Here is a 15,304-nt window from a genome sequence, read left to right on the forward strand (position 1 = left end):
GATGATGTCCATGATGTGAATAAGAAGATACGATTCAGGCTTATTAGATTGTGAAAAAAATAACTTATAAATGCGCCGCTTACCGTTATTATACTCGCCGCAGCGTTATTTTAAAATTGAATTATTATTAATTAAATTGCAGTGAGCCTAGTGTGTAGCCCGCGTATACCGGCTTAAGTCCGCCCAGCAGATCATCGCCCAGCTTCGGTCCGTTAAGCGCAGCCTGGTAAGCAGCAATAATCGTGCGCAGTTCATCTGTGCTGTAAGTAGCCCCTTCGATCCGGAAGCTCGCAATCCCAAGTCCGTTCATCTCATCCAGCATCGGCAGATAACACAGCTCTTTGGCGAACAGCAGGTGGCAGCGGCCATATTGGTCGCGGTAGACCGGATTCTCACCCTTGTCGGTTTTGAGTACCAGCACATCATTGCTGACAAACTGGTTGTCTTCCTCACCAATCGGCTCCATCACTTCTGTATTCTCGAACAGATCATGCTCCATATACATCAGCGCCGGCGTTCCGTGAACCACAACTTCCAGCGGCAAATCGCTGCGCGAGATGAAGGAGGCAAAGTGCTCCAACGTCATTTCCGGTGAAACTGTAAGCTTCGTAAGGCCCAGTCCGGTATACAGTCCGGCAGACAGGTGGTTGTAAACATTCAGGTTGGCATCGCCAATCATCGGGTAACCGGTCCCGCGGTAGCGGCGGATTGCTCCAAGGTTCGTAATCATCAAGCCATCAATCGGCAGCTTCTCCCCGTTCAGCAAGTGGTCATATTGATCAAAATGCAGCTCCGTCATCATCCGAGGCATTCCGAGGTACAGCTTGGTCCGGCCTTTGATGGCTCCAAGCTCCTTAATATCCTGCTTCGTAAACGGACGGTCCGGCTCAAACACATCACCCGGAATATATAAGCTCTCTACACCCATCTCCAGCACGAGGCGCGCCTGTTCCATATTATTCACCCGCACAGCCAGCTCCGGCTTCGTCTGCTTACTGCGTTTATCTTCGGCCATCCGTTCGCGCAGCTGCATTACCCGTGCTTCGGACAGCTCGCGCTCTGCAGTCGGTGTACTGAATACTTTGCCAGTGCTATAGAACTTGCCTGTACCTTCATAGCGGCGGTTGATATTCGTTAGTCCCGGTTTGCCAAAAGCATAGGCGGTGGAGAAGTCACGTTTGCGGTTCTTGTACAGCTCTTTGGAATCCACCGTACGGTCAAAGCCCAGCGGATCATCGATATAGCGGTCAATCGCATCGCCATAGCTGTTGGCCAGGTTCACCATAAATTCCTGGTCGCGCATGCGGCCTTCAATTTTGAAGGAAGTAATACCGGACTCAATCAGCTCCGGAAGATGCTCATACATGAACATATCCTTCACGGCCAGCGGGTATTCCGCAGGGAAGACATAGCCGTCACGTTTGATCCGGTAATCCCAGCGGCAAGGCTTCATGCATTTGCCCCGGTTGCTGCTCATCCCGAACACCTGGGAACTGAAATAGCAGTTCGCTCCGTGCACGGAACACATATCGCCATGGATGAAATATTCCAGCTCTACACCGCTTCTGCTTCCCAGCAGCTTCGCTGTCTGCAGATCCATCTCACGGGAGGTAACGACCCGGCTGACGCCAAGCTCCTTCAGTGCGTGAATCATCTCCAGATTATGCACATTCATCATGACCGAAGCGTGAACCGGAACGGTAAGCTCCATCTCGCGGATCAGCTCCAGCACAGCCATATCCTGAACGATCAGCGCATCCGGACGGGCGCCATCCAGAAACTTCAGATACTCTCGGGCTTCTTCCACATCTTCTTCGCTGAACAGATTATTTACAGTGACGTATACTTTTTTATCCAGCTTGTGGGAGATCGACACGGCTTCAATTATTTCCTCATGACTCAAGTTATAGCCCTTGCGCATCATTCTCATATTCAGCACCGGACCGCCGAAATACACGGCATCACACTTCGATTCAATCACAGCCTTGAAGATCTCAAACGTTCCGGCAGGTGCCAATAATTCAATCTCTTTACCATTAAAATAACGTGCCATTCTTGTTTCCTCCTAAACTTCCTACAATAATGCTACTGCAATTCCTAAGACAACGAACATAGCAACAAACAGCGTATCAGCAGCGCCCCACCTGAGGCGGTGATACCGGCTGCGCGGCGCATCCATACGGAAGCCCCGGGCTTCCATGGAATACACCAGGTCCTGGGCACGCCGGAAAGCACTGGCGATGACCGGAACCAGCAGGGAGACGAGCATCCGTGCCTTCTCTTTCAAGGGGAGCTCCTTCAGATCCGCGCCGCGCGAGGCCTGCGCCTTCAGAATAATCTGCGCTTCATCAAGAATCGTCGGGATAAAGCGCAGTGCGATGCTGATCATCAGCGTGATCCGGTCCGGTGACAGGCCGAGCTTCTTAAACGGAGCGAGCACACCTTCAAGGCCCTGGTTCAGCTTGCCGGGCGTTGTCGTAAAGGTCAGCAGTGCCGTGAAGGTCAGCAGGAAGAGCATGCGGATGACTGAGAACGCCCCCAGCCGCAGGCCCCCCTCATGCAGAGAGAAGGAGCCCAGCGACCACAGGACATCCCCTTCCTTCACGGACAAGGACTGCACAATGAAGATGAATAACATCAGATAACGCAAAGGCTTCGCAGCCTTAATGAAATATTTTAGCGGGATGCGGGTGGTTGCCATAACAATGATGGAGAATACTGCTATGAGCCCAATCTCCATCCACGAATTGGACAGCAGAATAATCACTACATAGAGCAGCATGCCCGTAATTTTGGACCGGGCATCCAGCTTATGGACCCATGAGCCCGTATCAATGCTGCGTCCCAGCAGCAGGCGTTCATTCATGGCCATTCCCCTTTTCTTCCATGCCGGCGGCGTTCTTGCGCTCTTCGAGCAGGGCGGCGATCCGTTCCGCGAGGGCCTCCGCCGTAAGGAGCGGCTTCTCGCCGGCCAGGCCGAAGCGCTGGGCGACGGCCTGCCAGTACCGGAGCGACTGCGGAACCGTCAGTCCGCAGCGCTCCAGGATCGCCGGATCAGCGGCCAGCTCCTGGCCGCTGCCCTGGAAGGCGAGTCCGCCGTCCTTAAGCAGGGCCCAGCTGTCGGCATACGGAAGCAGCTCATCCATCCGGTGCGTCACGATGATGATCGTCCGGCCCTGCTCGCGGCACAGCCGCTCCAGCAGCGCGATCAGCTCGGCGCGGCTTACCGGGTCCAGCGTCGCTGTCGGCTCATCCAGCACGACAATGTCCGGGTCCATCGCCAGCACCGAGGCGATGGCCGCTTTGCGCATCTGTCCGCCGCTCAGGCGGAACGGATTGCGCTCCAGCAGGGCAAGGTCCAGGCCCATGTCCGTCATCGCTTTGCGTGCCCGCTCCTTGGCCTCCTCCGGACTCACGCCGAAGTTAAGCGGCCCGAAGCAGAGGTCCTTCTCCACCGTATCTTCGAACATCTGCTGCTCCGGGAATTGAAAGACCAGTCCGACCCGGCGGCGCAGCGGAAGCAGCTTCGGCGACTTCTCTCCTGCAGTGATGGTTATATCAAACACCTGCACCGTACCTTCTGTCGGTTTCAGAATCCCGTTGAACAGCTGGAGCAGCGTGGACTTACCGGAGCCCGTTGCCCCGGCAATCCCGGTCAGCGACCCCTGGGCAATATTCAGATTAATCCCATGCAGCGCCGTCTGCTTCCACATACTGCGGTCAGCATACGTATAGCTTACTTGCTGAAGTTGTATGGCCATAGTGTGTCTATAAGCTCCTTTTCGCTGGCGGGTACATCCACCGTAATCCCCCGGTTCTGCAGTTCACGGGCAAGACGCCAAGGGTAGGGTTCCCGCAAATGGCATTTCTCCAGCAGGTCTTCATTACGGAACAGCTGCGCAGGCGGCACATCCGCCGCTATGCTTCCGCCATGCAGCGCAAGCACACGGTCCGAAGCCAGGATTTCATCCGGATCATGTGTAATCAGCAGTATCGTGTACGCCCCTTCTGCCTGCATGTCCCGCAGAATGCCCATAAGCTCATCACGGCTGCCTTCGTCCAACATAGAAGAGGCCTCGTCGAGGATGACGATGCCTGGCTTCATGGCGAGAATCGAAGCAAGCGCGACACGCTGCTTCTGTCCGCCCGACAGCTCTCCGGGATGCTTGGACAGCAGATGATCAATGCCCAGCTTCACGGTATAGAGATCAAGCCGCTGCTTCATCTCTTCGTAGGGCAGACACAGGCCTTCCAGGCCGAAGAGGATATCTTCCTCTACCGTCTGTCCGATAAACTGGTTATCCGGATTCTGGAACACCATCCCGATGCATTGCCGGATGTCTCCAATGGTCTCTTCCTGCAGCGTATGTCCGCAGACAGTAATCTCCCCGGCACTCTTGGGCAGCAGTGCATTCAGAAGCTTGACGAGCGTAGATTTCCCGCAGCCGTTGGGTCCTACAATGCTTACCCATTGCCCCTGCGGGATAGACACGTTTATGTCGTGGAGAATCGGATGCTCCGGATCATATCCGAACGAGACTCCCGCAAGCGTAATAACGGCCGGTTCCTCACCGGCCTCTGTATCTTTGTACGATTGATTCATGTTAGTCATCCTTCCGCAGCTAGTGGCCCGGTCCGTTCAGGAACTCTTCAAACAAGGATATCTTGGATAGCGAGTCTACGACATACCGCACGGCGAAGCCGACAGCAATCCCCGTCACAATCCCGGTAATCAGCAGAATCGGCAAGTAGTAGAAAATACTCGTTGAATTGAATACAAACGAGGCCGCAAGCAACTGGCCGGTATTATGAGCCAGCCCCCCTGCAATGCTGATTCCGATCACACTGAATTTCTTGCCGCCGAGCTTTACCAGTGCGAACATGACCACAAAGCTGAAGAGCGAGCCGAACAGGCTGAAGAGCAGACTGGACAGTGTGCCGAGCAGAAATGCGGTCAGCAGCGTCTTCAGAATGACCAGCACGAACACATCTCGTCCACGCAAAAAGTAAATACAGGTCAAAATCATAATATTGGCGAAACCCAGCTTGGCTCCGGGCATCAGCCCCATTCCCGCAAGCGGAATCTGAGCCTCTACAATACTCAGCACTACGGCAACGGCCGCGAAAATCGCAATAATAACCGTCCGCTTCAGCGCTGTAGCCGATTCGCTACTGGACATAGGCATCTACTTCATCCTCCCCCGACCCGCTTGCAATTTCAACTAATACCCGGTGCGGAAGGCATACTATGGTCTGCTTGGGCAGCGTGATAAATCCAAAGCCGAGACATACCTGATCGGGACAATCCGCATCGTACATCTCAATCCCGTAATCATGCACCTTCAAAATGTTATAGCCCCGGTCTGTGCGAATATCAATGGTTTGCTCTTCTTTGGTAAGCGTTACTGTTTTGAACAGCTTGCCGTCTACCGTTATATTGGCCGTAAGTTCTTTGCCCGGCCCACCTTTATCAGCATCATTTGACAGCCATCTCGGCACGAGAAAAGCGAGCGCAGCAATCAAAACGATAGAAATCAGCAGCACATCTGCGCGTTTCATAGAAATCTCCCTTATTTTTTAATTAAAATCCAGACTTAATAATTATAACGGTCCGCCCGCAATCCTTCAATGAATGTAGTCGTTAATTGTCGCATTTCAATGGCAGTTCACAAAATAGGCACGCAAAGCAGAAGCGGAACCCACCATAAACTGGATGGCATCCGCTTCTGCAAGAAATATAAGGATAACCGGAAGAACGCTGCATCCTTATCCTGTTTTGACGGGATAGCCTGTTTGAAGAGGTTCCGGCTTCCGTCCAAAGTAAGACAGAAACAAGCCGGCGAATTCCGGGTCCCATTGAGTGCCCCTACCCTGCTCCAGAATAGCCAGCGCCCGGTCGTGATCCATCCCTTTGCGGTACGGGCGGTTAGAGGTCATAGCATCATAGGCATCCGCTACAGCGATAATCCGGCCATGTAAAGGAATATCCGTACCGGCAAGGCCATCCGGATATCCTTTACCGTCATAACGTTCATGATGGGAACGGACGCCGCCCAGATAGGGTGCCATCTTTTCTACTGGTTCAATCTGCCGCAGAATATTCTCTCCAAGCACCGAATGGCTCTTGATCTGGTCAAACTCCTCATCGGTCAGGGCTTCTTCCTTGAACAGGATGCTGTCCCTCACCCCAATCTTGCCAATATCATGCAGCAGGGCCGTCTTGCGCAGATCGTCCAGCTGCTGCCCGGTGAGTCCGGCCAGCTGGCCGATAATGACCGAGTATTCCGCGACACGCAGGGAATGCCCTGCCGTGTAAGGATCACGGGCATCCAGCGCTACAGCCAGTGTAGTGAAGTAGCTGTCGAGCAGCTGCCGGCTCTGTTGCTCCCGGGCCTGCAGCCCCCGGACCATCATATTAAACCCCGCAACCAGCTTGGAGAATTCATCGGAGTATTCATCCTGTACCTGAATCATATTGCCGTCTTTCACATGATTCATTGCCTGATACAGCTCATTAATAGGATGCTGCACACTGTTGGTCAGCAGCCATGCTGCAATGGAGGAGAAGAGCGTGCCGATCAGCAGCACCATACTCGCCCAGGCCCAGTAACTTTGAAGCCCTACCACAACTACAGGACCTACATGACCATTCAGACGAATATGGGTAGCCATGATAAACAGAAACAGCGGAAAGGTGCCGATCAGCATGCAGCTTATCAGGAATTTGGGACGAATAGGCACAAACACATGGCCTTCCAGGGAAAAGTCGACGCCATACTGCTCCAGCGCCCGGTTCCTGAATTCTTTGATCAGCGGAATAATGGCCGTACAGGTCAGAAAAAATTCAATCAGCGCATGCATACACGCCACAAGAACAGCGCCGCACATAGCCAGAATCAGATAAAAATAAGGAATAGTAATCCAGCCGTTGTAGATCATCCAGAATGTCATCAGGACAGCCGGGAGGGACAAGCCCAGAAGGTGAGGCCCCATAATCCGCTGAACCGCGCGCTTGGGCAATTGATGTGTATGCAGATACGCCTCTTCCAGCATAGACAAAGTAAGGTTCTCCTCATACAGCGCAGTGCGTACCGGTCTGATCTGATTGATAAAAACCCCGATCTCCATGACCGCCATAATCACGAATGACAGGGCGAGCACAAGCAAGAGCCTGAAGTATTCAATGCTGCTAATCTCCAGAGAGGAGAGCAGAATCAAACTCCCTACCGCCAGCACCGCTACTGCTGAGCCGAATATATAATTCCGGATCTGATTTTTCAAAAATCTTCTGTATAATCTCATCTGTCCCATCATCCGTCCCGGCCTCAGCCCAATATCCGCTTGCATTTCTATATATCACATGTTATAATAATTTAATATTTGTTTTCGTGTATGATTATCCCCATCAAGAAGATGTCAGGCCGGTGAATTACTTGTCTTTACTATCGGCAGTTTGGACACAAAATCTTACGTTTTCTTGCAGTACTTTTCCTTTTTATGAGATTAAATTCGAACATAGCATTCCGATTCGCACTGGCGCGGCCACGGAGCCGCAAGGACAAAAGAGAGGTAGGGCTTTTGTCGTATTGGAAGGATTTCTCTCGCCACACGGCTGCTGGAAATAACAAGGAACAACGACACCCGTTTCGCTCACAAACGGCGGGGGATTCATATACCGATAAGACATGGCTGGCTGCTTCCCTGACACAGGGAAGGCCCCATGTGTGGAACATAATAAGCGCCCGATACCCGCTGTTTGCGGATATCGGGCGCGTCTACGTTCCGGGGACTTTTTTAGACCCAATCAGCCGCTGCCGGACTGTGTATGTAACGTTCCACGAAGTCGCCTACTGTGCGGATATACTCCCTTTTATCCGTATCATAGGCAAGACCATGCCCCGCTCCATGTACCACCAGCTTCTCCTTCGGACTCTTGCAGGCATCATACAGCTCATCCATCATCGCAAAAGGCACAAACTTATCCGCATCTCCATGGATAAACAGAATGGGCACCCGGGCTTTACGCACCTGATTCAGCGCTGAAGCTTCACCGAAATAATAGCCGGCCTTCATCCGCGTTACCAGGCTGGCAATCTGCACAAAGGGAAAGCCCGGCAGATGATACATCCGCCACAGCTGGTAAGTCAGCTGCGCTTTGACTGAGGTGTAGCCGCAATCAGCGACAACGGCTTTGACCTGCGGAGGAAGCTGTTCACCGGCGGTCATTAACACTGTCGATCCGCCCATAGATACGCCATGCAGCACAATTTGCGCCTCCGGCCCGGTCTCCTGCAGAATAAATCCGATCCACTGCAGATAATCACGGCGCTCCGGCCAACCGAAGCCAATGTAGTCCCCTTCGCTCTTCCCATGACCTCTGGCGTCGGGCAGCAGTACATTATATCCCAGGTTGTCATAATAGTTTTTGGCGGTTGCCCCCATGTCCTTAGCCTTGCCGGAATAACCGTGGGCGATAATTACGGTACGGCCCGCAGCACGCTCTGAAGCCAGATAGTAGCCTTGCAGCTTCAGGCCATCTTCCGAGACCAGCTCCACTTCCCGGAAGTTCTGCCGTGCCACCCATTCCGCCCCTTCCCCCCACGAAGCTCCGGCTACCGGCGGGTCCACCTTCAGATCCGGCGTCTTGCCCAGGAATTCCTTGGGCGCCCGCTTAATAGCGACTCCATAAAAGTAAAATCCGGCAAAAGCCAAAATCCCCGCGATTACAAACAGCACTACTAGCAGGTATATACCCCACATAACGTTCACCCTTTCAGTAAGCAACCATCCCTTTGAGGAAATGTGTATTCTTGCTTTTGAATAATTTGAGCATAGTATAGCATGGTATCCGTCCAACTAAAAACACTGCCGTCAGTCTGCGCTGCCTGGTGTGTGTAAGTAGTGAGCTACGAATTGAATGCGCTCCCCGTATACAAAAAGACTGCTTCCCGGAGAATCTCTCCGGCAGCAGCCCTCATCCAAACACAGCGGCTTAATCATAATCATTTGCGCTTGTTCACTCTGGCAGTTCTTCTAAGAAGCAGGCCCAGACCGGCAAGAGCAACACCCGTAATATAGTACGGCGAAGGACTTGATTCACCCGTCTGCGGCAGGGTTTGCTCTGCAGTCACACTGCCCAGAGGAATCTCGTCATCGATAATGATTTCTTCAGGTGCCGGTCCTGCTACAGGTGAAGGTCCAGGTGCAGGAACCTCCACAACTGGCTGTAGCGCTGTTGTTGTCAGCACCGTCACAACCGGTGATGCTGCCGGCCCGAGAGGAACCGGGTCATCAATAATAGTCGTGTCAGTATCAGTCACAATAGTCCCAATCACTGTCGGAGCGGTTGATGTCGGAAATACGAAGCTTGGGACAAAGACGCTCGTGCTGGTTGCTGTCGGTGCTGTTGTCGGTACAGCGGTTGGCACTGTTGTTGGTGCCGCTGTCGGTGTTGCCGTTGGCACTGTTGTCGGCGTTGCCGTTGGTGCCGCTGTCGGTGTTGCCGTTGGTGCCGCTGTCGGCGTTGCCGTTGGCGCTGTTGTTGGCGTTGCCGTTGGTGTCGGCGTTGGCGCTGTTGTCGGCGTTGCCGTTGGCGCTGTTGTTGGCGTTGCCGTTGGTGTCGGCGTTGGCGCTGTTGTCGGCGTTGCCGTTGGTGCCACTGCCGTTGGTGCCGCTGTCGGTGTTGCTGTTGGCGTCGCTGCCGGTGTTGCCGTTGGCGTCGGCGTCGCTGTTGGCGTTGGCGTCGCTGCCGGTGTTGCTGTTGGCGTCGGCGTCGCTGCTGGCGTCGCTGTTGGCGTCGGCGTCGCTGCTGGCGTTGCTGTTGGCGTCGGCGTCGCTGCCGGTGTTGCCATTGCCGTCGGCGTCACTGCCGGCGTTGCTGTTGGCGTCGCTGCCGGAGTTGCTGTTGGCGTCGCTGCCGGAGTTGCCGTTGGCGTCGGCGTCGCTGCTGGCGTTGGCGTCGGCGTCGCTGCTGGCGTTGGCGTCGGCGTCGCTGCTGGCGTTGGCGTCGGCGTCGCTGCTGGCGTTGGCGTCGGCGTCGCTGCCGGTGTTGGCGACGGAGGATCTTGCCCCTTATAAGGAATATGGTGCGATTCCCCCGATCCTGAGAGCGAAGCTCCGATCAGATTCCCGTTGATTTGACCATTATTAAATTGAATAGAGGCATATGGAGCCAGCACAGATCCCAGAACTCCGATACCTTCGATTTGAAGACTGGTCGCTTGACTGAAGTTATATAACACTTTACTGTTCATAGCGTTATCCTTATTTCCGTTACCATTAATTCCAGTCCCCATATTCTTCATAGTTACTGAAGTACCGGAGATATTAACTATAGCTGTTGAGCCATCGGGAATCTTAATTCTCAACTCATTTGCACTAGACAGCTTGCTGCCGTCTACAGTAAATATGTTAACATCCGAATTTGTACCTTCCAAAAAGAAATTACCGGAGTTGGCAGTGGTAACCCCATTAACAGGCAGAGAAGCAAGCTGCTGAGATTTCTCACGGAGCAAACTGAACTCGGCTGCAAAGTCCACAACATTTATTTGTTGTTGTAAGCTTCCTGTTCCCCCGCGCGGGCCGCCGCTGCCGCTATAACTCCCCCCGTAGACTACATCACCCACGGTTTCTCCCTGGGAATAATACAGATTACCACCGGCGATGAGAGAGTAGGCTTCCTTCGTTTCCTCACTAGTAAGACTATGTCCCACAGAATAATTAACATTTAAATTCACGTTTCCGCCGGCAGCTAATCTACCTTCAATATCACTATGTTTAACATCAACATCTCCCAAGATGAACACATTATACTTGGATGCATTACCCGGCAAAGAGTTGCCCTCGGCTTTAACTGAGGTGCTCCCCAGTGAAATAATTCCGCCGCTTCCCACAATCAGAACTGCTATAAGTCCGAACACCGTAAGACGTTTGAATTTTTTTAATTGGAACATACAGCTCACCTCACAGTTAATATAGATATAGGCCACATTTATATAAATAAAAAAAGACCGCCGGAAAGAGGATTGCTCTCTTTACGGCAGTCGGACGATCATTGCGCTCCATCGCGCTTTAGACTCCTGGACTTTGCGTCCCGTCCTTTCGAACGGTTTGCGTTTATACAGTGAAAGATTAGGTTGTGAAATTATGTACTAAAACAAACTTTTACACTAATGTCTATGACATTCGTTACTTTGGAACTATTTTTAGTTTATCCGCTATCAAGGCTGATTGTCAATGAAATCCTTTGAAACATCTGGTAATAGATTATATCTGCTGATTCATTCCAAAGCACTGTTACAAAAGGTTTTTTAAAGAATCTATAGCTTTTTCGCCTAAATCCCGATCCTCTCAACGCCCTCGATGGCACCTACAAGAATATTTTGGAACCATGTATAAAGAACTAATTTTAATATTGCAAATTTTAATATAAACATGAGGGCCCATGATCTTAAAGACGCACCTCTTTCTCCTTAGCACATTTTCTTTTACGAGGAAACATAATAACAAATGTATATCCCATATAAAAAAGGCTGCTTTCAGGAGAACGTCTTCTCCCAAAGCAGCCTTTTCCCGATTTAGCGGTCATATCGCCAGCCTTTCGGAAAGGATCTTACGGATTGCATTTATTTACGTTTATCTGTTCTGGATCTTCTGCCGAGGAATATTCCCAATCCTGCAAGGGCTAGACCGACTAAGTAATAAGGAGCCGGACTGGACTCACCAGTCTTCGGGAGCGCGGCATCCGCAGGTACATTGCCTAACGGAATCTCTTCATCAATGATTGTCACAATCGGTGTTGGACTTGGTGTTGCACTTGGGCTTGGCGTTAGGGTTGGACTTGGTGTCACCACTAACGGCCGAGGTGTTACTGTTGCCACAGGGCCCAAAGGCAGCGGATCATCAATGATTATGGTATCTGGATTTACAATATAGCCGATTATTGGAGTCGGCGTTGGCACTACATTAATAAAGACGGGCGGTGCAGACGATGGCACTGGTGCCGGTGGTAATGTCGGTGTTGGTGTTGGTGTTGGTGTTGGTGTTGGTGTTGGTGTTGGTGTTGGTGTTGGTGTTGGTGTTGGTGTTGGTGTTGGTGTTGGTGTTGGTGTTGGTGTTGGTGTTGGTGTTGGTGTCGGTTCAGCCGTTGGCGTCGGTGTCGGTGCTGCCGTTGGCGTTGGTGTCGGCTCTACCGTTGGTGTCGGTGCTGCCGTTGGCGTTGGTGTCGGTGCTGCAGTTGGCGTTGGTGTTGGATCTACTGTTGGCGTTGGTGTCGGCTCTACTGTTGGTGTTGGTGTTGGTGTCGGCTCTGCCGTTGGCGTTGGTGTCGGTACTGCTGTCGGTGTTGGTGTTGGCTCTACCGTTGGTGTCGGTGTTGGATCTGCCGTTGGCGTTGGTGTTGGTGCCGCTGTTGGCGTTGGTGTCGGTGCTGCCGTTGGCGTTGGTGTCGGTGCTGCAGTTGGCGTTGGTGTTGGATCTACCGTTGGCGTTGGTGTCGGCTCTACTGTTGGTGTTGGTGTTGGTGTCGGCTCTGCCGTTGGCGTTGGTGTCGGTACTGCTGTCGGTGTTGGTGTCGGCTCTGCCGTTGGCGTTGGTGTCGGTACTGCTGTCGGTGTTGGTGTTGGCTCTACCGTTGGTGTCGGTGTTGGCTCTGCCGTTGGCGTTGGTGTTGGCTCTACCGTTGGTGTTGGTGTCGGCTCTGCCGTTGGCGTTGGTGTCGGTACTGCTGTCGGTGTTGGTGTTGGCTCTACCGTTGGTGATGGTGTTGGATCTGCCGTTGGCGTTGGTGTTGGTGCTGCCGTTGGTGTCGGTGTTGGCTCTGCCGTTGGCGTTGGTGTCGGCTCTACCGTTGGTGTCGGTGCTGCCGTTGGCGTTGGTGTCGGTGCTGCCGTTGGCGTTGGTGTTGGTGCCGCCGTTGGCGTTGGTGTTGGTGCTGCCGTTGGCGTTGGTGTTGGTGTCGGTGTCTGTGTTGGCTCTACCGTTGGTGTCGGTGTTGGTGCCGCCGTTGGCGTTGGCGTTGGTGTCGGTTCAGCCGTTGGCGTTGGTGTCGGCTCTATCGTTGGTGATGGTGTTGGATCTGCCGTTGGCGTCGGTGTCGGTGCTACTGTCGGCGTTGGTGTCGGTGCTGCCGTTGGCGTTGGTGTTGGCGCCGCTGTTGGCGTTGGTGTCGGTGCAGCCGTTGGCGTTGGTGTCGGTGCCGCTGTTGGCGTTGGTGTCGGTGCAGCCGTTGGCGTTGGTGTCGGTGCTGCTGTTGGTGTCGGTGTCGGTGCCGCTGTTGGCGTTGGTGTCGGTGCTGCCGTCGGCGTTGGTGTTGGTGCTGCCGTTGGTGTTGGTGTTGGTGCTGCCGTCGGTGTTGGTGTCGGTGCTGCCGTCGGTGTTGGTGTCGGTGCTGCAGTTGGCGTTGGTGTTGGATCTACCGTTGGCGTTGGTGTCGGTGTTGGTGCCGCCGTCGGCGTTGGTGTTGGTGCTGCCGTCGGCGTTGGTGTTGGTGCTGCCGTCGGTGTCGGTGTTGGTGCAGCTGTTGGCGTTGGTGTCGGCGCTGCCGTTGGTGTCGGTGTTGGTGCAGCTGTTGGCGTTGGTGTCGGCGCTGCCGTTGGTGTCGGTGTTGGCGTTGGCGTTGGTGTCGGCGCTGCCGTTGGTGTCGGTGTTGGCGTTGGTGTTGGGGTCGGCGCTACCGTTGGGGTCGGTGTTGGCGCAGCTGTTGGCGTTGGTGTTGGCGCAGCTGTTGGCGTTGGTGTCGGCGCTGCCGTTGGTGTCGGTGTTGGTGCAGCTGTTGGCGTTGGTGTCGGTGCCGCCGTTGGCGTTGGTGTCGGTGCCGCTGTTGGCGTTGGTGTCGGTGCCGCCGTTGGCGTTGGTGTTGGTTTCACTGTCGGTGTTGGTTTCACTGTCGGTGTTGGCTTCACTGTTGGTGTTGGCGTCGGAGTGCACTTAGGTGTCGGTGTCGGTTTCACTGTCGGTGTTGGCTTCACTGTCGGTGTTGGCTTCACTGTCGGTGTCGGCTTCACTGTCGGTGTCGGCTTCACTGTCGGTGTTGGCGTCGGAGTGCACTTAGGTGTCGGCGTTGGCTTCACTGTCGGCGTCGGCTTTACCGTTGGTGTCGGCGTCGGCTTCACTGTCGGCGTCGGCTTTATCGTTGGTGTTGGTGTCGGCTTCACTGTCGGTGTTGGCGTCGGAGTGCACTTAGGTGTTGGCGTTGGTTTTACCGTCGGTGTCGGTTTCACCGTTGCTGTCGGTGTTGGTGTCAGTGTTGGAGTTGGTTTCACCGTCGCCGTCGGCGTTGGCGTTGCAGTCGGTTTCACTGTTGGTGTCGGGTTTGGTGTTGCGGTTGGTGTTGGCGATGGGCTGGGTGTTGGTGTTGCGGTCGGCGTCGGAATTGGCGGCGGTCCATCTCCCTCGTATGTTCCAAGGTGCATTTCTACTCCGCCGCTAAAAGACTTGGCAATTAGCGTTCCGTAAAGCTCTGCACCGGAATAATTGACATCCGCCTTAGGCGCCAGTATCGTTCCCAAGAAGGTCGTATACGCAATATTCACCTTGGTCGCTTCGTAGAAATTGAACAACACTTGACTTGCTCTACCGTTATTCATTGCGAAGCTTGGTACATTGACCGTAGCTCCACTTATGTTAATAATTAACGTGGCATTCTGGGCAATGTTGAATTGAATATTGTTTGTATTCGCCAGCGTTGCCGCATCCAGATGAACTACGTTGAAAAGATCCGGCGCACTTATTGTAAGTGTTCCATAATTATTACCAACTTCTTTCGTAGCGGACAATGCCCCGTATGCTGCAGAACGCGAGATCAGATACTGCTTCTCAGCCGGGAAATCAATCGGGCTTCCCTGCTTCTTCGCGCCTATAATGTTCACACTAGGCTCATTGGCTTCAATGGTGTCCCCATACACAACGTTTCCGTAGATTTCTCCGCTGCCCGAATGTTTAAACTTCTTGCCGGCAACGAGTACGTCGGTGGCTGAAGAATTCCTGTAGGCCCTGGCTACCCCGTAACCTCCAGAGAGAGTAATATTCCCCCCCGCTGCAAGACGGCCTTCAATTTGATCATTGCCTTGCGTGAAATCGTCAAAGATAAAAGCATTAAAATTCCCGGCAATCCCCAAGACCGGCGTTGGATTGTAAGGCACACCAGATGTTGCCCTTACCTCCGTCCCCCAAGTGAAGGCGCTACTTACGGTCAGTACGCCCGCCAGAATAAAGGCGGCCGCTTTTCGCATTTTTCTTCTCAATAATCTACACCTCCTATTCAACTATTCTATGAAATCGCCGCAAAACTATAACAAAAAAAAAG

Annotated in this window: 10 protein-coding genes and 1 riboswitch; all 10 genes read right to left on the reverse strand. The window is 53.3% G+C overall.

The window, feature by feature from the left end:
• Positions 1-127: 127 nt before the first annotated feature.
• Positions 128-2,053, reverse strand: a complete 1,926-nt coding sequence (locus GC101_RS29455) for a peptidase U32 family protein (RefSeq protein WP_171720245.1) — start codon at positions 2,051-2,053, stop codon at positions 128-130.
• 21 nt (positions 2,054-2,074) lie between these two features.
• Positions 2,075-2,866 (reverse strand): energy-coupling factor transporter transmembrane component T family protein, encoded by a 792-nt coding sequence (locus GC101_RS29460; protein ID WP_171720246.1) that lies wholly within the window; start codon positions 2,864-2,866, stop codon positions 2,075-2,077.
• Complete coding sequence (locus GC101_RS29465) at positions 2,859-3,761, reverse strand: energy-coupling factor transporter ATPase (RefSeq protein WP_171720247.1); 903 nt, start codon at positions 3,759-3,761, stop codon at positions 2,859-2,861. Before GC101_RS29465 ends, GC101_RS29460 begins: the two co-directional genes overlap by 8 nt.
• Positions 3,737-4,603: an ATP-binding cassette domain-containing protein gene (locus GC101_RS29470; protein WP_171720248.1), complete on the reverse strand. Its 867-nt coding sequence runs from the start codon at positions 4,601-4,603 to the stop codon at positions 3,737-3,739. The genes GC101_RS29465 and GC101_RS29470 overlap by 25 nt, the downstream gene beginning before the upstream one ends.
• A 19-nt stretch (positions 4,604-4,622) precedes the next feature.
• Positions 4,623-5,186, reverse strand: a complete 564-nt coding sequence (locus tag GC101_RS29475; RefSeq protein WP_171720249.1) for a Gx transporter family protein — start codon at positions 5,184-5,186, stop codon at positions 4,623-4,625.
• Positions 5,170-5,559 carry a NusG domain II-containing protein gene (locus GC101_RS29480; RefSeq protein WP_039309813.1) on the reverse strand — a complete coding sequence of 130 codons (390 nt, stop codon included), beginning with the start codon at positions 5,557-5,559 and terminating at the stop codon, positions 5,170-5,172. Before GC101_RS29480 ends, GC101_RS29475 begins: the two co-directional genes overlap by 17 nt.
• Positions 5,560-5,766: 207 nt before the next feature.
• The gene (locus tag GC101_RS29485; protein ID WP_343049837.1) at positions 5,767-7,281 is read right to left on the reverse strand and encodes an HD domain-containing phosphohydrolase; all 1,515 of its coding nucleotides are present in this window, start codon (positions 7,279-7,281) and stop codon (positions 5,767-5,769) included.
• 513 nt (positions 7,282-7,794) lie between these two features.
• Positions 7,795-8,760 (reverse strand): alpha/beta hydrolase, encoded by a 966-nt coding sequence (locus GC101_RS29490; protein WP_171720251.1) that lies wholly within the window; start codon positions 8,758-8,760, stop codon positions 7,795-7,797.
• Positions 8,761-9,002: 242 nt separating this feature from the next.
• Positions 9,003-10,952: a choice-of-anchor A family protein gene (locus GC101_RS29495; protein WP_171720252.1), complete on the reverse strand. Its 1,950-nt coding sequence runs from the start codon at positions 10,950-10,952 to the stop codon at positions 9,003-9,005.
• An 82-nt stretch (positions 10,953-11,034) separates the two neighbouring features.
• Positions 11,035-11,124: riboswitch (cyclic di-GMP riboswitch) on the reverse strand.
• A gap of 500 nt (positions 11,125-11,624) precedes the next feature.
• Entirely contained in the window at positions 11,625-15,242 is a 3,618-nt protein-coding gene (locus GC101_RS35875) for a choice-of-anchor A family protein (protein ID WP_216626800.1), read from the reverse strand.
• Between the last annotated feature and the right edge of the window lie 62 nt (positions 15,243-15,304).

The organism is Paenibacillus phytohabitans (assembly GCF_013141775.1).
Lineage (GTDB): Bacteria > Bacillota > Bacilli > Paenibacillales > Paenibacillaceae > Paenibacillus_AQ > Paenibacillus_AQ phytohabitans.

Coding starts and splice junctions, on each gene's coding strand:
- GC101_RS29455 (WP_171720245.1), bottom strand. CDS start 2,053: ATGGCACGTTATTTTAATGGTAAAGAGATTGAATTATTGGCACCTGCC.
- GC101_RS29495 (WP_171720252.1), bottom strand. CDS start 10,952: ATGTTCCAATTAAAAAAATTCAAACGTCTTACGGTGTTCGGACTTATA.
- GC101_RS29470 (WP_171720248.1), bottom strand. CDS start 4,603: ATGAATCAATCGTACAAAGATACAGAGGCCGGTGAGGAACCGGCCGTT.
- GC101_RS29480 (WP_039309813.1), bottom strand. CDS start 5,559: ATGAAACGCGCAGATGTGCTGCTGATTTCTATCGTTTTGATTGCTGCG.
- GC101_RS29465 (WP_171720247.1), bottom strand. CDS start 3,761: ATGGCCATACAACTTCAGCAAGTAAGCTATACGTATGCTGACCGCAGT.
- GC101_RS29475 (WP_171720249.1), bottom strand. CDS start 5,186: ATGCCTATGTCCAGTAGCGAATCGGCTACAGCGCTGAAGCGGACGGTT.
- GC101_RS29460 (WP_171720246.1), bottom strand. CDS start 2,866: ATGAATGAACGCCTGCTGCTGGGACGCAGCATTGATACGGGCTCATGG.
- GC101_RS29490 (WP_171720251.1), bottom strand. CDS start 8,760: ATGTGGGGTATATACCTGCTAGTAGTGCTGTTTGTAATCGCGGGGATT.